Origin of the sequence: Pseudomonas sp. IT-P176 (genome assembly GCF_949767245.1) — a bacterium.
GTDB lineage: Bacteria > Pseudomonadota > Gammaproteobacteria > Pseudomonadales > Pseudomonadaceae > Aquipseudomonas.
In genome coordinates, this window is record NZ_CATKPN010000079.1 from 56,583 (window position 1) to 75,987 (window position 19,405).

Sequence of the window (19,405 nt, forward strand, 5' to 3'; positions counted from 1 at the left end):
CGGGCAAGCCCGCTCCCACAGGGATATGTGTGGCTCACAGAATTTGAATTCTACAGGGAAACCTGTGGGAGCTGGCTTGCCAGCGAAGGCCGCGCAGCGGTCTATCAGTCCGGCTCGCAGCCCTTGAGCACAAGGCGGATGATGGTCTGCGCGGCGGCTTCGTAGTCTTCTTCGTCGAGCTTGGCCTTGCCGGTTACGGCGGAGATCTGCCAGTCGAAGTCGGCGTAGGTCTGGGTTGCGGCCCAGATGCTGAACATCAGGTGATTGGGGTCGATCGGGGCGATCTGGCCGCGGTCGATCCAGGTCTGGATGCACTCGATATTGTGCTTGGCCTGGCCGTTGAGCTGTTCGACCAGGTCGGCGCTCAGGTGCGGTGCGCCGTGCATGATCTCGCTGGCAAACACCTTGGAGGCAAATGGCAGGTCACGGGAGATGCGGATCTTGGAGCGGATGTAGCCGCTGAGCACCTCGCTGGGTACGCCATCGGCGTTGAACGGCGTCGAGGCCTGCAGGATCGGCTCGATGATGCTTTCCAGAACCTCGCGGTAGAGGTTTTCCTTGGACTTGAAGTAGTAATAGACGTTGGGCTTGGGCAAACCCGCCTTGGCCGCGATGTCACTGGTTTTGGTCGCAGCGAAGCCTTTGTCGGCAAACTCTTCACTGGCGGCACGCAGGATCAGTTCTTTGTTGCGCTCGCGGATAGTACTCATAAACCAAGGTGTTCCTTGCCGATACTGGCGGTCGCGCATGGTAGCACCGGCCTTGCGCAGCGCTCAAGAATGCCCATTGCCCCGATGGCAGGCTATGCTGCGCAACATCCATTCCCGAAGGAAACCATGAGCCATGGCAGGAAGTAGTTTGTTGTTGCTGATCGACGATATCGCCGCCGTGCTCGATGACGTCGCGCTGATGACCAAGATGGCCGCGAAAAAGACTGCGGGCGTGCTTGGCGACGACCTGGCGCTCAATGCCCAGCAGGTCAGCGGCGTGCGGGCCGAGCGGGAAATCCCGGTGGTCTGGGCGGTGGCCAAGGGCTCGTTCATCAACAAGTTGATCCTGGTGCCCTCGGCGCTGGCCATCAGTGCGTTCGTGCCCTGGCTGGTGACGCCGCTGTTGATGCTCGGCGGCGCCTACCTGTGTTTCGAGGGCTTTGAAAAGCTGGCGCACAAGTTTCTCCACAGCCCGGCGCAGGATCAGGCCGAGCATGCGCAGTTGGTCGAGGCGGTCGCGGACCCGGCGGTCGACCTGGTGGCGTTCGAGAAGGACAAAATCAAGGGCGCAGTGCGTACCGACTTCATTCTCTCGGCGGAGATCATCGCCATCACCCTGGGCACCGTGGCGGATGCGCCGCTGACCCAGCAGGTGATCGTGCTGTCGGGCATTGCCCTGGTCATGACCATCGGCGTCTACGGCCTGGTGGCGGGTATCGTCAAGCTCGACGACCTGGGCCTGTGGCTGACCCAGAAGCCTTCGCAGATTGCCAAGGGCATCGGCGGCGCGATCCTGCGGGCTGCGCCGTACATGATGAAAAGCCTGTCGGTGATCGGCACTGCGGCGATGTTCCTGGTCGGTGGCGGGATCCTGACCCACGGCGTACCGGTCGTGCATCACTGGATCGAAGGCGTGAGCCAGAGCGTTGGCGGCTGGTCGTGGATCGTGCCGAGCCTGCTCAATGCGGTGGCCGGGATTGTCGCGGGGGCGGTGGTGTTGGCGGGGGTGATGGTGGTGAGCAAGATCTGGAAATCTGTCAAAAGCTGATGCTGTGGCTGGAAAATCAAAAAGGCCATTCGATCTGCATCGAATGGCCTTTTTTTATCACCGCAAACGTTACTCGGCGATCTGCAGCTTGCGTGCTTCGGTGTACACGTAGCGGACCTTCTCGTACTCGAACGGCGAGTTCATCTGACCGTAGCGGAAGTTGGTCTGGTAGCGTTTGTCGACGCCGCGCAGGATCCAGACTTCCGGATGGTTGGAGCTGACTTCAGCCACGTTGAGGAAGTTGATCGCCGACTCTGCGCTGTAGTCCACCACCAGCCCGCCGGTGTCGCGCAGGTTGGAAGGGCCGAGGATCGGCAGCATGAAGTAGGCGCCACCCGGAACGCCGTAGAAGCCCAGGGTCTGGCCGAAGTCTTCGCTCTGGCGCGGCAGGCCCATGGCGGTCGCCGGGTCCCACAGCCCGGCGATGCCGATGGTGGTGTTGAGCAGCAGGCGGCCGGTGGTTTCCAGCGAGCGCTGGCCCTTGAGTTGCAGCAGGCTGTTCACCAGGTTGGGCACGTCGCCCAGGTTGTTGAAGAAGTTGCTGACGCCGGTGCGCAGGAAGCTTGGGGTGATGTAGCGGTAGCCGTCGACCACGGGCAGGAATACCCACTGATCGAAGCGGTAGTTGAAGTGGTAGACCCGACGGTTCCACGACTCCAGCGGGTCATAGACGTTCAGCGCACTGAGGGTCGAGCGCTCGAATTCGCGCTGGTCCAACCCTGGGTTGAACTTGAGTTTGGTCAATGGCTCGGTAAAGCCATCCGGGTCGACCACTGTGGGTTCGTTGGCCTTGCTGTTGTCGGCATTGGCATAGCCTGCGCACAGTAACGCGGCGAGAAGCAGGAGAGGTTTAGCCACGGAAAAACTCCAGCATGGCGTCGGCGTTGACGCGGTAGTTGAGGTTGCCGCAATGGCCGCCGTGAGGGTAGACCGTCAGGCGGTCACCAAAAGTCTTGCGCAGGAAGCCGAGGTCGCCAGGGCCGAGGATCACGTCGTCGGCGTTGTGCATGACGGCGATTTTCGGGCTGGCTTGCAGGTAATCCTTGAGCGCGTAGAGGCTGACCTGGTCGATCAGTTGCAGCAGGCTGCCACCGTCGGTGCGGGCGCGCCACATCGGGATCACCTGCTCGGTGAGGTAGCAGTCGAAGTCGCATTGCAGTGCACGCTTGAGGAACGGCGTGAGGCTGGTGCCTTCGGTGATCGGGTACTTGGGCGGAGTGATCAGGCCGCGACGGTTGACCAGGTCCGAGGTGTAGGCAATGTCGGCCGCGGAGAAGCGGAACGAGGTGCCGATCAGCATGGCCATCTGTTCGTTGGTCAGGTGCTGCTTGGATTGCTGGAAGTCGTAGAGCAGGGCGTCGTTGAGGTCGATGTAGCCTTTTTGCTGGAAGTAGCGGGTCAACTTGTTGAGCACCAGTTCATAGAAGGTGGTGCTGGTGTTGATGCCCTTGACCTCGGTTTGCACCAACTTGTCCAGGTTGGTGACGGAGGTGTAGAGGTTGACCGGCGGATTGAGCAGCAGGACTTTCTTGAAGTTGAAGCTGCGTCGGGTTTCGTCCAGGTGAGCAACAAATGCCGCGTCCAGGGCGCCGAGGCTGTAGCCGGTGAGGTAATAGTCGGTCACCGGTAGTTTCGGGTTCTGCGCGCGTACCGCTTGCATCACGCGGTACAGGTCCTCGGCATCTTCCTTGGTTACGCCCGGGGTGGCGAAGCGCGACGCTGCGCTGATGAAGTCGAAGCTGGTGGGCGAGGACAGTTGGACGACGTGGTAGCCGGCCTTGTAGTACAGGCGCTTGAGGTATTCGTTGAGGCTGCTGTCGTAGCGGGCGCCGGTGCCGGCGATCAGGAAGATCAGCGGTGCCGCGTGATCCTGGGTGGCCATGCGATAGGTGAGTTTCTTCACGGCCCAGAAGTTGTCCGGCAGTTCGAACTGGCGTTCCGGGCGCAGGGTCAGGCTGTGATCCGATTGGTTGATGTCTTCGTCCAGGGGCAGCTCTGGCCTAAGGTCCGGAGGTGTCGTGGCAATAGTCGCTTCAAACGGGTTGGTAAGCGGGTAGCCATAACTGGCGGCATCGATATCTGCCGCCAGTGCGGACGCACTCAGGATAAGGCCGCCGAAAACGGCAGCGAAGCGCAAGGAACGGAGCATGACTAAATCCCTTAGAGGAAGGTGCCTAATGAAGTTCGCAGGCTATGACCACAGGTTATGCGCCAAAGTGCCATGGATCGGCACCAAACAGGCCTTATGGTGGGTAATAGTAGCTGGACGATACACTTTGCCGGTATTTGATGACCAGATATCTGTTGATCTTCCTTGCGTCGTTTCGCGGGGGGATTAAGCTGGGCGCCGTTTTTGCCTATCGGAGTGCTTCATGTCCAGCCGTTTTCCCGTGATTTTGCTGCTCATCGTCCTGCCGCTGTGGCTGGCCGCCAGTTATGGCGCGCGTTATGGCTTTATGGAAGATGCCCAGTGGGTGGGGATTTGTGTCGACGAGGCGAATCGCTGGCAATGCCAGTTACGCGCAAACCTGGGGCTGCTGATTCACTTCAAGGTCATGGGCTGGGGCGCATTGGCGGCGGCGGTGCTGGGGTTTGTGCTGCCGGGTCGTGCTGGCTGGTGGCTGGCGGTGTTGGCGCTGGTACTGGGCTTTCCCGCACTGGCCTTGTACAACACCGGCCTGGCGGTGTTTGCGGTGGTGATTGCGGGGTTGCGGTTGGTCAGGGCGCCGCGTGGCGCCTGACTAATCGAATCGCGGGCACAGGACTGCTGAAAATCAACCGCGGCGTACCCGCAGGCTGCGCCACAGTGCAGCCACCAGCAAGCCGCTGACCAGCGCCCAGCCCCAGGCCTGCTGGTTGAGCAGGCCTTCACGGTACAGCTGTGGGGCGATGCCGGCACCGATGATGAACGCCAGCAAGGCGATTTCGCGGCGCGGTGCGCTCACCGGGCGAATCAGGTAGACCAGTGCCGGCAACAGCAAGGCGGCGCTGGGGAAGCTGCGATAGCGGGGTTCGAACACCAGCCCCAGCATCATTACCGCGCCCGCAAAGCCGGTAGCAGCCAGTAACCAGCCTGCACGTCGTTGCAGTGCCTCAAACGCGCGCTCGCGCCAACCGGTGCGGGTGCTCAGGCTCAGCGCCGCGTGGGCCAGGACCAGCAGGTTCAGCGCGACCAGCAGGCCGGCCCACAGCCATTCATCGAGCGAGCGGCTGGTGACTCGCGCCAGTTCCCCCCAGGTACCGATAGAGCAGGCCGCCACGGCGCCCAGCAGCGGCAGCACCAAGGCTGCACGGGTGCTGCGTACGCGACCACCGAGCAACAGCGTGGCGAGGAAGATCAGCCCGCCCACCGCCAGCCATTGTGGCCAGAGTGGCAGGTTGCTGACTGGGCCTGCGAGGACATTCTTGTCCTGGCGATCGGCATCGAACAGACCCCAATAGCCGCCCACCGCGCCTTCGCTGCCACGTTTCCACGGCTGGTCGAAGGCTTCGATCAGGTTGTAGTGCCAGCCTTGCTGCTCGGCCATGGCGACAAAACCGCGGATGAAGCGCGCTTCGTTGACGCGGCTGGGCAGGGCAGTCTCACGCTGGCGACCTTCGCTGGGCCAGCCGGTTTCGCCGATCATCACGTCCTTGGGCGCGAAGCGGTTGCCGAACACCTGGCGCACTTGGGCAACATGCTGCAAGGCGGCATCGATATTGGAAGGGTCATCTTCCCAGTACGGTAGCAAGTGGATAGTCAGGAAATCCACTTCGGGGGCGATCTGCGGGTGCTGGAGCCAGAATTCCCAGACGTCGGCGTAGGTCACCGGTTGCTTGACGTTCTGCTTGACGTGCTTGATCAGCTTGGCCAGTTGCGGGCCGGTGATTTCCTTGCGCAGCAGCGCTTCGTTACCGACGATCACCGCCGAAACCACGTCCGGGTTGGCATTGGCCTCGGCAATCAGCAGCTCGATTTCCTTGGCGGTGTCCACCGGGTTGCTGTTGACCCAGGCGCCGATCATCAGCTTCAGGCCATGTTTGCGCGCCAGTGCCGGCAGCGCTTCAAGGCCGGTCACCGAGTAGGTACGAATGCATTCAAAGCGGGTTGCCAGCAGGGCCAGGTCGGCGTCCATGCGCTCGGGGCGCAGGTTGAACGGCTGATCGAACGGCGACTGGTCCTTGTCGAAGGGGGTATAGGAGGCGCACTGCAGTTTGTGCGTGGCGCTGGCAACGTCCGGCAGCAGCACCGGTTGGCCAAGGCCGTACCAGTAGCCGCCGAGGGCAAACAGGCCGAGCAGGCAGGCAAATGCATAAGCTAAAAAAGGAAAACGCGCGGTGGCGGGCATGGTCAGACCGTCTGGGAGCAAAGCCGCGCATCTTACCTGCATTTACCGGCGGTCTGGGCGTTAGGTGGTTTTGCCATGCAAGGTTCGGGCGGGATCGGCCGGGGTTTTACCGATGGCTGGCGTTACTGGCTTTCTGATGTCGTTTCTCGCTGCCTTGAGGTCGCTGACAGAGCAGGTCCTCTTGGGCGCGAGGTTGATGATCGAAGCATCAGTACTCCGCTGATGTTCGAACGAGTTTGCGGTGAAGCGTGATGGGGGCGCTGTGCACCATAACAATACGTTGACGCCGCTCGGCATCCGTCGGGCGCAGCACTTTCGGGGAAGTAACGATGAAGATGCGACGACTCTTAGGCGCCAGTGCCGTTCTGGCATTGGCGATGGGCTCTACTCTGGCGACAGCCGACAGCAAAACCCTGAGCATCGGCTATGTCGACGGTTGGTCCGACAGCGTGGCGACCACCCATGTGGCGGCGGAAGTGATCAAGCAGAAGCTGGGCTACGACGTGAAACTGCAGGCCGTGGCGACCGGGATCATGTGGCAGGGTGTGGCCACCGGCAAGCTCGATGCCATGCTCTCGGCCTGGTTGCCAGTGACCCATGGTGAGTACTGGGCCAAGAACAAGGACAAGGTGGTCGACTACGGCCCCAACTTCAAGGACGCGAAAATCGGCCTGATCGTGCCGGAGTACGTCAAGGCTGTCTCGATTGCCGACCTCAAGACCGACACTACCTTCAAGAACAAGATCGTGGGCATCGATGCCGGTTCAGGGGTAATGCTCAAGACCGACCAGGCCATCAAGGACTACGGCCTCGATTACAAACTGCAAGCCAGTTCCGGCGCCGCAATGATTGCCGAGCTGACTCGCGCCGAAGACAAGAAAGACTCGATTGCCGTGACCGGCTGGGTGCCGCACTGGATGTTCGCCAAGTGGAAACTGCGTTTCCTTGAAGATCCAAAAGGCGTGTATGGCGCGGCGGAAACCGTCAACAGCATCGGCAGCAAGGGCCTGGAAGCCAAGGCGCCGGAAGTGGCCAAGTTCCTGCACAACTTCCAATGGGCTTCGAAGGACGAAATTGGTGAAGTAATGTTGGCGATTCAGGATGGTGCCAAGCCTGACGCAGCGGCCAAGGATTGGGTCGCGAAACACCCTGAGCGCGTCGCCGAGTGGATCAAGTGATTTGATTCGACGCGTCTAGTCAGCATCTTCCAGGCCCGTTTGGCATTTTTGCCAAGCGGGCCTTTGTGTTTCTGGCGCTAAAGCAGTGGTTTTTATCTGCGGGGCAAATTGGCGAAAGCGACATCTGGTTCTAAGACTAAGGTCGTCTGGAACCTCTCCTTGAGCCGCATAGAGTGGATAACGTTCCAACTAAAATCTGTGCTGCGAGGATAAAAACAATGAACGACAGCATTTACCTCTCGATTCAAAACAGCCCGCGCTTCAAGGAGCTGGTTCGCAAACGAGAAAAGTTCGCCTGGATTCTCTCGGCGATCATGCTTGGGCTGTACTCCGGATTCATTCTTCTGATCGCTTACGGGCCGCACGTACTGGGGGCAAAAATCAGCCCTGAGTCGTCGATCACCTGGGGCATTCCGATTGGTGTGGGGCTGATTGTGTCGGCCTTCATCCTGACCGGTATCTATGTGCGACGCGCCAACGGCGAGTTCGACGATCTGAACAATGCAATTCTGAAGGAGGCCAAGCAATGATCCGGCGTCTATTGGCTCTATTGAGCGTTGCAGCGTTCGCGCCGGGTGCCTGGGCGGCTGACGCCCTGACCGGTGAGGTGGCCAAACAGCCGCTGAACATTCCCGCAATCCTGATGTTCGTGGCCTTTGTCGGCGCTACGTTGTGCATCACCTACTGGGCCTCGAAGAAAAACAACTCGGCGGCCGACTACTATGCGGCGGGCGGCAAGATCACCGGTTTTCAGAACGGCCTGGCGATTGCCGGCGACTACATGTCGGCAGCGTCCTTCCTGGGGATTTCCGCGCTGGTGTTCACCTCCGGCTACGACGGCCTGATCTATTCGATCGGCTTCCTGGTGGGCTGGCCGATCATTCTGTTCCTGATCGCCGAGCGTCTGCGTAACCTGGGTAAGTACACGTTTGCCGACGTGGCGTCCTACCGCCTTGGGCAAACCCAGATCCGCACCCTGTCTGCCTGCGGTTCGCTGGTGGTGGTGGCGTTCTACCTGATCGCACAGATGGTCGGTGCCGGTAAGCTGATCCAGTTGCTGTTCGGCCTGGACTACCACGTTGCGGTGATCCTGGTCGGTGTGCTGATGTGTATGTACGTGCTGTTCGGCGGCATGCTGGCGACTACCTGGGTGCAGATCATCAAGGCGGTGCTACTGCTGTCCGGTGCCTCATTTATGGCGCTGATGGTGATGAAACACGTCAACTTCGACTTCAATATGCTGTTCTCCGAGGCGATCAAGGTTCACCCTAAAGGTGAGGCGATCATGAGCCCGGGCGGCCTGGTAAAAGATCCGATCTCGGCGTTCTCGCTGGGTCTGGCTCTGATGTTCGGGACTGCGGGCCTGCCGCACATCCTGATGCGTTTCTTCACAGTGAGCGACGCAAAAGAAGCGCGTAAGAGCGTGCTGTACGCGACTGGCTTCATTGGTTACTTCTACATCCTGACCTTCATCATCGGCTTCGGCGCGATCTTGCTGGTGAGCACCAACCCGGCCTTCAAAGATGCTGCTGGCGCGCTGTTGGGCGGCAACAACATGGCGGCGGTGCATTTGGCCAACGCGGTTGGCGGTAGCATCTTCCTGGGCTTCATCTCGGCAGTGGCGTTCGCGACCATTCTGGCGGTTGTGGCGGGTCTGACCCTGGCCGGTGCTTCGGCGGTGTCCCATGACCTGTATGCCAGTGTGATCAAGAAGGGCAAGGCCAACGAGAAGGATGAGATTCGTGTTTCGAAGATCACCACTATCGCTTTGGCGGTGCTGGCGATTGGCCTGGGTATTCTGTTCGAAAGCCAGAACATTGCGTTCATGGTGGGCCTGGCCTTCTCCATTGCGGCCAGCTGTAACTTCCCGGTGCTGCTGCTTTCCATGTACTGGAAGAAGCTGACCACTCGTGGGGCGATGATTGGTGGCTGGTTGGGTCTGATCAGTGCCGTTGGCTTGATGGTGCTTGGGCCGACCATCTGGGTGCAGATCCTGCATCACGAGAAGGCGATCTTCCCTTACGAGTACCCGGCGTTGTTCTCGATGATTATTGCGTTTGTCGGGATCTGGTTCTTCTCGATCACTGACAAGTCGGCGGCTGCGGACAATGAGCGGGCGCTGTTCTTCCCGCAATTTGTGCGGTCGCAGACTGGGCTGGGGGCGAGCGGGGCGGTTTCGCATTGATGGTTTGATGGTTTTGTAATGTTGTGCTGAATGCCCCGGTTGAGAGATCGGGGCGTTTTTTTGTGGGCGGTTATCGGGCTTTGGTGTGTTTTTTATTGGGTGTATATCCGTTGCTGCGGTTAGGGCTGCTTAGGGTTTCGCCCTTACGGCGACTCACTTTTTTTCAAACGCCAAAAAAAGTATGCAAAAAACGCTTGCGGTATGACTCACCCACATGGGTTACAAATCAGTTCACGCACATAGGCAACAGTTTTTAACTAGCAGGCGAGCTGACACTCGGCCTATTGAGTGGTGAGGGGCTCTTGATCTGGCTTGTGATCTTGCTTTGGCTTCGGCTTTTGATCTTTTGCCCCATCGGCAGGCCGAGCGAAGGTGTTCATCAGGGGGTAGGCGCGCAGCGCCGTGCGGCGTAGCCGCATTCATCGAGAGGAGGTGCAGCGAAGCAAACCGTAGGCGATGCCCCCGGATGGACACCGTAGCGAGGGAACACTGAGCCTCAGCGAAGTGCCGTACGCCAGGGGCAAAGCCTTTTGCTTACTTTTCGGCGTTTGGAAAAGTGAGTCGCTGTAAGAGCGAAACCGCCAGCGGCAGCACCCTAAGAAACGGATATGCCCCCAACCCCAAAAAATACCAACCCCAGCACAAACAAAAACGGCCTCTATATAAATAGAGGCCGTTCCCGGTGCAACTTAAGACACTATCGCAAGACAGGTCTTATTTGCGGTCTTCCAGCTTGGTAATGTCACGCGACTCGTAGCCGGTGTACAACTGGCGCGGGCGGCCAATCTTGTACGGGCTGGAAAGCATTTCTTTCCAGTGCGAGATCCAGCCGACAGTACGTGCCAGGGCGAAGATCACGGTGAACATGCTGGTTGGAATGCCGATCGCCTTGAGGATGATCCCCGAGTAGAAGTCGACGTTCGGGTACAGCGAGCGTTCGATGAAGTACGGGTCGGTCAGGGCGATCTCTTCCAGGCGCATGGCCAGTTCGAGTTGCGGATCGTTGTTGATCCCCAGTTCCTTCAGTACTTCGTCGCAGGTCTGCTTCATTACAGTCGCGCGAGGATCGCGGTTCTTGTAAACGCGGTGACCGAAGCCCATCAGTTTGAACGGATCGTTCTTGTCCTTGGCCTTGGCGATGAACTTGTCGATGTTCGAGACATCGCCAATTTCGTCAAGCATGGTCAGTACCGCTTCGTTGGCGCCGCCGTGAGCCGGGCCCCAGAGTGCGGCGATGCCGGCAGCGATACAGGCAAACGGGTTGGCACCCGAGGAGCCTGCCAGGCGGACGGTGGAAGTCGATGCGTTCTGCTCGTGGTCGGCGTGGAGGATGAAGATCCGGTCCATGGCCTTGGCGAGTACCGGGCTGATCGGTTTGATCTCGCACGGGGTGTTGAACATCATGTGCAGGAAGTTTTCCGCGTACGACAGGTCGTTGCGCGGGTACATCATGGGTTGGCCCATGGAGTACTTGTAAACCATCGCTGCCAGGGTTGGCATCTTGGCAACCAGGCGGATCGCGGAGATTTCGCGATGCTGCGGGTTATTGATGTCCAGGGAGTCGTGGTAGAAGGCCGAAAGAGCGCCGACTACGCCGCACATGACCGCCATCGGGTGGGCGTCGCGACGGAAGCCGTTGAAGAAGGTCTTCAGCTGCTCGTGAACCATGGTGTGGTTCTTCACGGTGCCGACGAACTGGGCCTTCTGCTCTGCGGTCGGCAGTTCGCCGTTGAGCAGCAGGTAGCAGGTTTCCAGGTAGTCCGACTTTTCAGCCAGTTGTTCGATCGGGTAGCCGCGGTGCAGCAGGATGCCGTTATCGCCGTCAATATAGGTAATCTTCGACTCGCAAGAAGCGGTCGACATGAAACCCGGGTCAAAGGTGAAGCGGCCCGTGGCGGTCAAGCCCCGGACGTCGATAACATCGGGACCAACGGTGCCGGTTAAAATGGGCAGCTCGACGGGGGCTGCGCCCTCGATGATCAACTGCGCTTTTTTGTCAGCCATGTGGCCTCCTATTTATGCTTGAAATCATCAGACAGACCCCCCACGCAGGGCCCGCACCACTATAGTGAGATAAATTCGAATGTCAATTTGCCTAAAGTCTTGCCCCAGAAGGCTTTAACCACACTTTTTCCTCGAAATTGCCTGCCATTTACGCCTTTTATCCTGCTTGCGCAATCAGCTATTAGGGGAAGGTGTTTGCGTTGTCATTAGTAACCTAACTGTCTATACTCGGCAGCCGACCGCCAAGGGCTTTTGGGCCTGTTTTGATGGGGGTCGCATCCCTGGGTGGTGGTTACCTGACCAGTGCACTCCCCAACAACTTTGCCCTGATTGTTAGGGGCTCTTCAGTGTGAAAAAAAAGCCGTGAATAGCCAACGACCTGTAAACCTAGACCTAAGGACCATCAAACTCCCCATCACCGGCGTTACGTCGTTTCTTCACCGTGTTTCCGGCATCATCCTCTTCCTGGGCCTTGGCTTCATGCTGTATGCATTGGGCAAATCCCTGGGTTCCGAGGAAGGTTTCGCCGAGGTGAAGGCATGCTTGACCAGCCCGCTGGCCAAGTTCGTAGCATGGGGCCTCCTGTCCGCTCTGCTGTATCACCTGGTAGCCGGTGTGCGCCACTTGATCATGGATATGGGCATCGGTGAGACGCTGGAAGGCGGCCGCCTGGGCTCGAAAATTATCATCGCCGTTTCCGTGGTGTTGATCGTTCTGGCAGGAGTTTGGATATGGTAACCAGCGTTACGAACCTTTCGCGTTCGGGCCTCTATGACTGGATGGCACAACGTGTGTCTGCGGTCGTTCTCGCGGCTTATTTCATTTTCCTGATCGGGTACCTCGTCGCGAACCCTGGCATTGGCTACGCCCAATGGCACGAGCTGTTCGCAAGCAACTGGATGCGTATCTTCAGTCTGTTGGCCCTGGTGGCCCTGGGCGCTCACGCCTGGGTCGGCATGTGGACCATCGCGACCGACTACCTGACGCCAATGGCGCTGGGCAAGTCCGCGACTGCAGTACGTTTCCTTTTCCAGGCAGTATGCGGCGTTGCGATGTTCGCTTACTTCGTCTGGGGTGTGCAGATTCTCTGGGGTATCTGATTCATGGCTAACATTCCAACGATTTCTTTCGACGCCATCATCATTGGTGGCGGCGGTGCTGGCATGCGCGCAGCGCTGCAACTGGCACAAGGCGGTCACAAGACTGCTGTGATCACCAAGGTTTTCCCGACGCGTTCGCACACTGTATCGGCCCAGGGTGGCATCACCTGCGCCATCGCTTCTGCGGATCCGAACGATGACTGGCGCTGGCACATGTACGATACCGTCAAGGGTTCCGACTACATCGGTGACCAGGACGCTATCGAATACATGTGTCAGGAAGGCCCGGCCGCTGTCTACGAGCTGGACCACATGGGTATGCCGTTCTCCCGTACTGAACAGGGTCGTATCTACCAGCGTCCATTCGGCGGTCAGTCCAAGGATTACGGCAAAGGCGGGCAGGCTGCCCGTACGTGCGCCGCTTCCGACCGTACCGGTCACGCGCTGCTGCACACCCTTTATCAGGGCAACCTGAAAGCCGGTACCGTGTTCCTGAACGAGTACTACGCTGTTGACCTGGTAAAGAATGGTCAAGGCGAGTTCGTCGGCGTAATCGCTATCTGCATCGAAACCGGCGAAACCACCTACATCCGTGCCAAGGCCACCGTTCTGGCTACCGGCGGTGCAGGTCGTATCTACGCGTCCACCACCAACGCCCTGATCAACACCGGTGACGGCGTTGGCATGGCTCTGCGTGCTGGTGTTCCGGTACAAGACATCGAAATGTGGCAGTTCCACCCGACCGGCATCGCCGGCGCCGGTGTACTGGTGACCGAAGGTTGCCGTGGTGAAGGTGGTTACCTGATCAACAAGCACGGCGAGCGTTTCATGGAGCGTTATGCTCCGAACGCCAAGGACCTTGCCGGTCGTGACGTGGTTGCTCGCTCGATGGTCAAGGAAATCATCGCTGGCAACGGTTGCGGTCCGAATGGCGACCACGTAATGCTCAAACTCGACCACCTGGGCGAGGAAGTGCTGCACAGCCGTCTGCCAGGCATCTGCGAGCTGTCGAAGACGTTTGCCCACGTTGACCCGGTTGTTGCTCCGGTTCCGGTTGTTCCGACTTGCCACTATATGATGGGCGGCGTTCCGACCAACATTCACGGCCAGGCGATCACCCAGAACGACGAAGGCGTGGATCAGATCATTCCAGGTCTGTTCGCTGTCGGTGAAGTAGCTTGCGTATCGGTTCACGGTGCCAACCGCCTGGGCGGCAACTCGCTGCTCGACCTGGTGGTCTTCGGCCGCGCTGCTGGCCTGCACCTGGAAAAAGCACTGACCGACGGCATCGAATACGATGAGGCCACCGACGCCAACATCGAAACTGCCCTGGCGCGCCTGTCCGCTCTGAACGAGCGTACTGATGGCGAAGACGTGGCAACCCTGCGTCGCGAGCTGCAAAGCTGCATGCAGAACTACTTCGGTGTGTTCCGTACCGGCGAATACATGCAGAAGGGTATTGCCCAGCTGGCTGACCTGCGCGTGCGCATCGCCAACGTCAAGATCAACGACAAGTCGCAGGCGTTCAACACTGCGCGGATCGAAGCTCTGGAACTGCAGAACCTGCTGGAAGTGGCTGAAGCCACCGCCATCGCTGCCGAAGTACGTAAAGAGTCCCGCGGTGCTCACGCCCGTGAAGACTTCGAAGACCGTGACGACGAAAACTGGCTGTGCCACACCCTCTACTTCCCGGGTGACAAGCGCGTGACCAAGCGTGCTGTGAACTTCTCGCCGAAGACTGTTCCGACTTTTGAACCTAAGATTCGGACTTATTAAGGGTGGCCGCCATGTTGAAAGTCAGCGTTTATCGTTACAACCCTGATCAGGACGCCGCGCCGTTCATGCAGGAATTTTCGGTCGATACCGGTGGTAAAGACCTGATGGTGCTGGACGTGCTGGCCCTGATCAAAGAGCAGGACGAGGGTTTCTCCTATCGTCGCTCTTGCCGTGAAGGTGTTTGCGGTTCCGACGGCATGAACATCAACGGCAAAAACGGCCTGGCGTGCGTTACGCCGCTGTCCGCTGTCGTAAAAGGTAACAAGTTGATCGTTCGTCCTCTGCCAGGTTTGCCGGTTATCCGTGACCTGGTCGTCGATATGAGCATCTTCTACAAGCAATACGAGAAGGTTAAGCCTTACCTGCAGAACGATACGCCGGCTCCGGCCATCGAGCGTCTGCAGTCCCCTGAAGAGCGTGAAAAGCTCGACGGTCTGTACGAGTGCATCCTGTGCGCTTGCTGCTCGACTTCGTGCCCGTCCTTCTGGTGGAACCCGGACAAGTTCCTGGGTCCAGCTGCCCTGCTGCAAGCGTACCGCTTCCTGGCAGACAGCCGCGACACCAAGACGTCCGAGCGTCTGGCTTCACTGGATGATCCGTTCAGCGTATTCCGCTGCCGCGGCATCATGAACTGCGTCAACGTTTGTCCGAAAGGCCTGAACCCGACTAAGGCCATCGGTCACATTCGTAACATGCTTCTGCAAAGCGGCGTGTGATTCAGCAGTAGTAAATGCAGGACCGCTGTACCCGTAGAGGCCAAGGCGCGGGCTTCAACCCGCGCCCTGGCTATAACCAGAGCAGTAGCCCATAAAGCTGCAGCTCTTATTTTGAAGAAATGAGACAAGCAGGGGCATCCGGGCTGGTACCCGGACTATCAGCGTGATCCTAAGTGGCTTGTTTTGGTCGCTGCACTCGGACTTCTGCAAGCTCGCTCGGTGTCTTCGCCGATGGTGTTCCCCTAACCGAGGGTGACCAAGCATGCAAGAAAGCGTGATGCAGCGCATGTGGAACAGCGCCTACCTATCCGGTAGTAACGCTGCCTATGTGGAAGAGCTCTACGAGCTCTACCTGCACGACCCTAACGCTGTGCCAGAAGAGTGGCGCACCTACTTTCAGAAGTTGCCGACAGACGGCAACTCTGCCATCGATGTTTCGCACTCCACAATTCGCGACCATTTTGTGCTGCTGGCAAAGAACCAGCGCCGCGCCCAACCGGTTTCCGCCGGCAGCGTGAGCAGTGAGCACGAGAAGAAGCAAGTTGAAGTGCTGCGATTGATCCAGGCCTACCGTATGCGTGGCCACCAGGCAGCCCAGCTTGACCCGCTGGGGCTGTGGCAGCGTCCTGCACCTGCAGACCTGTCGATCAATCATTACGGCTTGACCAATGCCGATCTTGATACGACCTTCCGTGCCGGCGACCTGTTCATCGGCAAAGAGGAAGCGAGCCTACGCGAAATTCACGAAGCGTTGCAGCAGACATATTGCCGCACCATCGGCGCTGAATTTACGCACATCACCGATTCCGAGCAGCGCCAGTGGTTCCAGCAGCGTCTGGAAAGCGTGCGTGGCCGTCCGACTTATTCCGCGGACATCAAGGGCCACCTGCTCGAGCGCGTGACCGCCGGTGAAGGCCTGGAAAAATACCTGGGCACCAAATACCCGGGTACCAAGCGTTTCGGTCTGGAAGGCGGCGAAAGCCTGATCCCGATGCTCGACGAGCTGATCCAGCGTTCCGGTTCCTACGGCACCAAGGAAATCGTCATTGGCATGGCCCACCGTGGCCGTCTGAACGTGCTGGTCAACACCTTCGGCAAGAACCCGCGCGAGCTGTTCGACGAGTTCGAAGGCAAGAAGAAGGTCGAGCTGGGTTCCGGTGACGTTAAATACCACCAGGGCTTCTCGTCCAACGTGATGACCACCGGCGGTGAAGTTCACCTGGCCATGGCGTTCAACCCGTCCCACCTGGAAATCGTTTCCCCGGTGGTCGAGGGTTCGGTTCGCGCCCGTCAGGATCGTCGCAACGACCCAACCGGTGAGAAGGTTCTGCCGATCTCGATCCACGGTGATGCGGCATTCGCCGGTCAAGGCGTGGTGATGGAAACCTTCCAGATGTCGCAGACCCGCGGTTTCAAGACCGGCGGCACCGTGCACATCGTGATCAACAACCAGGTCGGTTTCACCATCAGCAACCCGCTGGACTCGCGTTCCACCGAGTACGCTACCGACGTTGCGAAAATGATCCAGGCGCCGATCCTCCATGTGAATGGTGATGATCCGGAAGCCGTATTGTTCGTGACCCAGCTGGCCATCGACTACCGCATGCAGTTCAAGCGTGACGTGGTGATCGACCTGGTCTGCTACCGTCGTCGTGGCCACAACGAGGCCGACGAGCCAAGCGGCACCCAGCCGATCATGTATCAGCAGATCACCAAGCAGCGCACCACCCGTGAGCTGTATGCCGATCGCCTGACTCAAAGCGGCGTGCTGGACGCAGAGCGTGTGCAGTCGAAAATCGACGAATACCGCAACGCACTGGACAACGGCCTGCATGTTGTAAAAAGCCTGGTCAAAGAGCCGAACAAAGAGCTGTTCGTGGACTGGCGTCCGTATCTGGGCCATGCCTGGACTGCGCGTCACGACACTCGCTTCGACCTCAAGACCCTGCAGGAACTGTCCGCCAAGCTGCTGGAAATTCCAGAAGGCTTCGTGGTTCAGCGCCAGGTTGCGAAAATCTACGAAGACCGTCAGAAGATGCAAGCCGGCGGCCTGCCGATCAACTGGGGTTACGCCGAAACCATGGCGTACGCGACCCTGGCGTTCGAAGGTCACCCGATCCGCATGACGGGTCAGGACATCGGTCGCGGTACGTTCTCGCACCGTCACGCTGTCTTGCACAACCAGAAAGACGCGGGGACCTACATCCCGCTGCAGAACCTGTACGAAGGCCAGCCACGTTTCGACCTGTACGATTCGTTCCTGTCCGAGGAAGCCGTACTGGCGTTCGAATACGGTTACTCGACCACCACGCCTGACGCGCTGGTGATCTGGGAAGCCCAGTTCGGCGACTTTGCCAACGGTGCCCAGGTGGTTATCGACCAGTTCATCACCAGTGGCGAGCACAAGTGGGGTCGTCTGTGCGGTCTGACCATGCTGCTGCCACACGGTTATGAAGGTCAGGGTCCTGAGCACTCCTCGGCACGTCTGGAGCGTTACCTGCAACTGTGCGCCGAGCACAACATTCAGGTAGCCGTACCGACTACGCCGGCTCAGATCTACCACTTGCTGCGCCGTCAGGTGATTCGCCCGCTGCGCAAGCCATTGATCGTACTGACACCGAAGTCGCTGTTGCGTCACAAGCTGGCCATCTCGACCCTGGAAGACCTGGCCGAAGGTTCGTTCCAGACCGTTATCCCGGAAATCGATGCCCAAGACCCGAAAAAGGTCGAGCGCATTGTTCTGTGTAGCGGCAAGGTCTACTACGACCTGCTGGAAAAACGCCGTGCCGAAGGCCGTGACGATATCGCCGTCGTGCGTCTCGAGCAGCTGTATCCATTCCCTGAGGACGACTTGAACGAAGTCCTGGCGCCTTACACCAACCTCAAGCATATCGTTTGGTGTCAGGAAGAGCCGATGAACCAGGGTGCCTGGTACTGCAGCCAGCACCACATGCGTCGCATCGTTGGCAATCACAACAAGGCACTCGTCCTCGAGTACGCCGGTCGTGAGGCCTCCGCTGCACCGGCTTGTGGTTATGCATCGATGCACGCTGAGCAGCAGGAAAAACTGCTGCAAGACGCCTTTACTGTTTAACGCCTTCGCGCACCTGAAACCGAATTTAAGGAACCACAGACAATGGCTATCGAGATCAAAGCCCCCACTTTCCCGGAATCGGTTGCCGATGGCACCGTTGCCACCTGGCACAAGCAACCGGGCGACGCGGTCAAGCGCGACGACCTGATCGTCGACATCGAAACCGATAAAGTCGTACTGGAAGTGTTGGCTACCGCTGATGGCGTACTGGGCGCTATCGTCAAGAACGAAGGCGACACCGTTCTGTCCGACGAAATCCTGGGCTCCATCGAAGCGGGCGGCGTTGCTGCCGCTCCTGCCGCGGCTCCTGCTGCTGCCGCTCAAGCCGCTGCCCCGGCTGCTGCTGGCGAAGACGATCCTGTTGCTGCTCCAGCTGCGCGCAAGCTGGCTGAAGAGAACGGCATCAACATCGCTTCCGTTGCCGGTACTGGCAAAGGCGGTCGTGTGACCAAGGAAGACGTGGTTGCAGCCGTTGCTGCCAAGAAAGCCGCTCCGGCTGCCGCGCCTGCCAAGGCTGCTGCTCCGGCCGCCGCTGCTCCTGTATTCGCTGCTGGCGATCGCATCGAGAAGCGCGTTCCAATGACCCGCGTGCGTGCCACCGTGGCCAAGCGTCTGGTTGAAGCTCAGTCGAACATGGCGATGCTGACTACTTTCAACGAAGTCGACATGACCGAAGTCATGGCACTGCGTTCGAAGTACAAGGATCTGTTCGAGAAGTCCCACAACGGCGTACGCCTGGGCTTCATGTCGTTCTTCGTGAAAGCGGCTACCGAAGCGCTGAAACGCTTCCCGGCTGTCAACGCTTCGATCGACGGTGCAGACATCGTTTACCACGGCTACGCCGACGTCGGTGTTGCTGTTTCCAGCGACCGCGGCCTGGTGGTTCCGGTTCTGCGTAACGCCGAACTGATGAGCCTGGCTGAAATCGAAGGCGGCATCGCCACCTTCGGCAAGAAAGCCCGTGACGGCAAACTGTCGATGGACGAAATGACCGGTGGTACGTTCACCATCACCAACGGTGGTACTTTCGGTTCGATGATGTCGACTCCGATCGTCAACCCGCCGCAAGCAGCGATCCTGGGCATGCACAACATCCTGCAGCGTCCTATGGCGATCAACGGTCAAGTGGTAATCCGTCCGATGATGTACCTGGCTCTGTCCTACGATCACCGTCTGATCGATGGCAAAGAAGCTGTGACTTTCCTGGTGACCATCAAGAACCTGCTGGAAGACCCGGCTCGTCTGTTGCTGGATATCTGATAGAAG

At 59.0% G+C, this 19,405-nt stretch carries 16 protein-coding genes; 11 read left to right on the forward strand and 5 right to left on the reverse strand.

The annotated features are described in order from the left end of the window. Window positions 1-104: 104 nt before the first annotated feature. Window positions 105-710 carry a TetR/AcrR family transcriptional regulator gene (locus ACM6IP_RS21430; RefSeq protein WP_095172017.1) on the reverse strand — a complete coding sequence of 202 codons (606 nt, stop codon included), beginning with the start codon at window positions 708-710 and terminating at the stop codon, window positions 105-107. Between the two features lie 133 nt (window positions 711-843). Between ACM6IP_RS21430 and ACM6IP_RS21435 the strand changes: the two genes are divergently transcribed. Next, on the forward strand, window positions 844-1,758 hold the full coding sequence (locus tag ACM6IP_RS21435) for a DUF808 domain-containing protein (RefSeq protein ID WP_095172018.1): 915 nt from the start codon (window positions 844-846) through the stop codon (window positions 1,756-1,758). Between the two features lie 69 nt (window positions 1,759-1,827). Here ACM6IP_RS21435 and ACM6IP_RS21440 read toward each other — a convergent pair whose 3' ends face one another. Then, window positions 1,828-2,616 carry a VacJ family lipoprotein gene (locus ACM6IP_RS21440; RefSeq protein ID WP_095172020.1) on the reverse strand — a complete coding sequence of 263 codons (789 nt, stop codon included), beginning with the start codon at window positions 2,614-2,616 and terminating at the stop codon, window positions 1,828-1,830. After that, on the reverse strand, window positions 2,609-3,907 hold the full coding sequence (locus ACM6IP_RS21445) for a serine/threonine protein kinase (RefSeq protein WP_095172021.1): 1,299 nt from the start codon (window positions 3,905-3,907) through the stop codon (window positions 2,609-2,611). Before ACM6IP_RS21445 ends, ACM6IP_RS21440 begins: the two co-directional genes overlap by 8 nt. Before the next feature lie 223 nt (window positions 3,908-4,130). On the opposite strand from ACM6IP_RS21445, the gene ACM6IP_RS21450 reads away from it, so the two are divergent. Then, on the forward strand, window positions 4,131-4,499 hold the full coding sequence (locus ACM6IP_RS21450; RefSeq protein WP_159994444.1) for a hypothetical protein: 369 nt from the start codon (window positions 4,131-4,133) through the stop codon (window positions 4,497-4,499). 33 nt (window positions 4,500-4,532) lie between these two features. On the opposite strand, the gene ACM6IP_RS21455 is transcribed toward ACM6IP_RS21450, so the two are convergent. Continuing rightward, window positions 4,533-6,128, reverse strand: coding sequence for a glycosyl hydrolase family 17 protein (locus ACM6IP_RS21455; RefSeq protein WP_095172025.1), 1,596 nt, complete (start codon window positions 6,126-6,128; stop codon window positions 4,533-4,535). A 287-nt stretch (window positions 6,129-6,415) separates the two neighbouring features. Between ACM6IP_RS21455 and ACM6IP_RS21460 the strand changes: the two genes are divergently transcribed. The 3 genes from ACM6IP_RS21460 to ACM6IP_RS21470 all read left to right on the forward strand — a co-directional run bounded on the left by ACM6IP_RS21460 (window position 6,416) and on the right by ACM6IP_RS21470 (window position 9,449). Next, window positions 6,416-7,264, forward strand: a complete 849-nt coding sequence (locus tag ACM6IP_RS21460; RefSeq protein ID WP_159994446.1) for a glycine betaine ABC transporter substrate-binding protein — start codon at window positions 6,416-6,418, stop codon at window positions 7,262-7,264. 218 nt (window positions 7,265-7,482) lie between these two features. Next, window positions 7,483-7,794, forward strand: a complete 312-nt coding sequence (locus tag ACM6IP_RS21465) for a DUF485 domain-containing protein (RefSeq protein ID WP_095143815.1) — start codon at window positions 7,483-7,485, stop codon at window positions 7,792-7,794. Then, window positions 7,791-9,449 carry a cation acetate symporter gene (locus ACM6IP_RS21470; protein WP_095172029.1) on the forward strand — a complete coding sequence of 553 codons (1,659 nt, stop codon included), beginning with the start codon at window positions 7,791-7,793 and terminating at the stop codon, window positions 9,447-9,449. Before ACM6IP_RS21465 ends, ACM6IP_RS21470 begins: the two co-directional genes overlap by 4 nt. Window positions 9,450-10,163: 714 nt before the next feature. Here the strand turns inward: ACM6IP_RS21470 and gltA are convergent. Beyond that, window positions 10,164-11,453: a citrate synthase gene (gene gltA, locus ACM6IP_RS21475; protein WP_095167530.1), complete on the reverse strand. Its 1,290-nt coding sequence runs from the start codon at window positions 11,451-11,453 to the stop codon at window positions 10,164-10,166. 363 nt (window positions 11,454-11,816) lie between these two features. Here gltA and sdhC point away from each other — a divergent pair, with 363 nt between their 5' ends. The 6 genes from sdhC to odhB all read left to right on the forward strand — a co-directional run bounded on the left by sdhC (window position 11,817) and on the right by odhB (window position 19,399). Beyond that, on the forward strand, window positions 11,817-12,191 hold the full coding sequence (gene sdhC / locus ACM6IP_RS21480) for a succinate dehydrogenase, cytochrome b556 subunit (protein WP_095167532.1): 375 nt from the start codon (window positions 11,817-11,819) through the stop codon (window positions 12,189-12,191). Continuing rightward, window positions 12,185-12,553, forward strand: coding sequence for a succinate dehydrogenase, hydrophobic membrane anchor protein (sdhD, locus tag ACM6IP_RS21485; RefSeq protein WP_003446906.1), 369 nt, complete (start codon window positions 12,185-12,187; stop codon window positions 12,551-12,553). The genes sdhC and sdhD overlap by 7 nt, the downstream gene beginning before the upstream one ends. Before the next feature lie 3 nt (window positions 12,554-12,556). After that, complete coding sequence (sdhA, locus tag ACM6IP_RS21490; protein WP_095167533.1) at window positions 12,557-14,329, forward strand: succinate dehydrogenase flavoprotein subunit; 1,773 nt, start codon at window positions 12,557-12,559, stop codon at window positions 14,327-14,329. 11 nt (window positions 14,330-14,340) lie between these two features. After that, window positions 14,341-15,045, forward strand: a complete 705-nt coding sequence (locus ACM6IP_RS21495; protein WP_046032887.1) for a succinate dehydrogenase iron-sulfur subunit — start codon at window positions 14,341-14,343, stop codon at window positions 15,043-15,045. A 262-nt stretch (window positions 15,046-15,307) separates the two neighbouring features. After that, window positions 15,308-18,139, forward strand: coding sequence for a 2-oxoglutarate dehydrogenase E1 component (locus tag ACM6IP_RS21500; protein ID WP_095167535.1), 2,832 nt, complete (start codon window positions 15,308-15,310; stop codon window positions 18,137-18,139). A 42-nt stretch (window positions 18,140-18,181) separates the two neighbouring features. Next, complete coding sequence (gene odhB, locus ACM6IP_RS21505) at window positions 18,182-19,399, forward strand: 2-oxoglutarate dehydrogenase complex dihydrolipoyllysine-residue succinyltransferase (protein WP_095167536.1); 1,218 nt, start codon at window positions 18,182-18,184, stop codon at window positions 19,397-19,399. Window positions 19,400-19,405: the final 6 nt, after the last annotated feature.

Excerpts from the sequence above, each read along its gene's own strand:
- sdhA (WP_095167533.1), top strand. The coding sequence starts at position 12,557 with ATGGCTAACATTCCAACGATTTCTTTCGACGCCATCATCATTGGTGGC.
- ACM6IP_RS21465 (WP_095143815.1), top strand. The coding sequence starts at position 7,483 with ATGAACGACAGCATTTACCTCTCGATTCAAAACAGCCCGCGCTTCAAG.
- sdhD (WP_003446906.1), top strand. The coding sequence starts at position 12,185 with ATGGTAACCAGCGTTACGAACCTTTCGCGTTCGGGCCTCTATGACTGG.
- ACM6IP_RS21430 (WP_095172017.1), bottom strand. The coding sequence starts at position 710 with ATGAGTACTATCCGCGAGCGCAACAAAGAACTGATCCTGCGTGCCGCC.
- odhB (WP_095167536.1), top strand. The coding sequence starts at position 18,182 with ATGGCTATCGAGATCAAAGCCCCCACTTTCCCGGAATCGGTTGCCGAT.
- ACM6IP_RS21435 (WP_095172018.1), top strand. The coding sequence starts at position 844 with ATGGCAGGAAGTAGTTTGTTGTTGCTGATCGACGATATCGCCGCCGTG.
- ACM6IP_RS21455 (WP_095172025.1), bottom strand. The coding sequence starts at position 6,128 with ATGCAGGTAAGATGCGCGGCTTTGCTCCCAGACGGTCTGACCATGCCC.
- ACM6IP_RS21495 (WP_046032887.1), top strand. The coding sequence starts at position 14,341 with ATGTTGAAAGTCAGCGTTTATCGTTACAACCCTGATCAGGACGCCGCG.
- gltA (WP_095167530.1), bottom strand. The coding sequence starts at position 11,453 with ATGGCTGACAAAAAAGCGCAGTTGATCATCGAGGGCGCAGCCCCCGTC.
- ACM6IP_RS21470 (WP_095172029.1), top strand. The coding sequence starts at position 7,791 with ATGATCCGGCGTCTATTGGCTCTATTGAGCGTTGCAGCGTTCGCGCCG.
- ACM6IP_RS21445 (WP_095172021.1), bottom strand. The coding sequence starts at position 3,907 with ATGCTCCGTTCCTTGCGCTTCGCTGCCGTTTTCGGCGGCCTTATCCTG.
- ACM6IP_RS21500 (WP_095167535.1), top strand. The coding sequence starts at position 15,308 with ATGCAAGAAAGCGTGATGCAGCGCATGTGGAACAGCGCCTACCTATCC.
- ACM6IP_RS21450 (WP_159994444.1), top strand. The coding sequence starts at position 4,131 with ATGTCCAGCCGTTTTCCCGTGATTTTGCTGCTCATCGTCCTGCCGCTG.
- ACM6IP_RS21460 (WP_159994446.1), top strand. The coding sequence starts at position 6,416 with ATGAAGATGCGACGACTCTTAGGCGCCAGTGCCGTTCTGGCATTGGCG.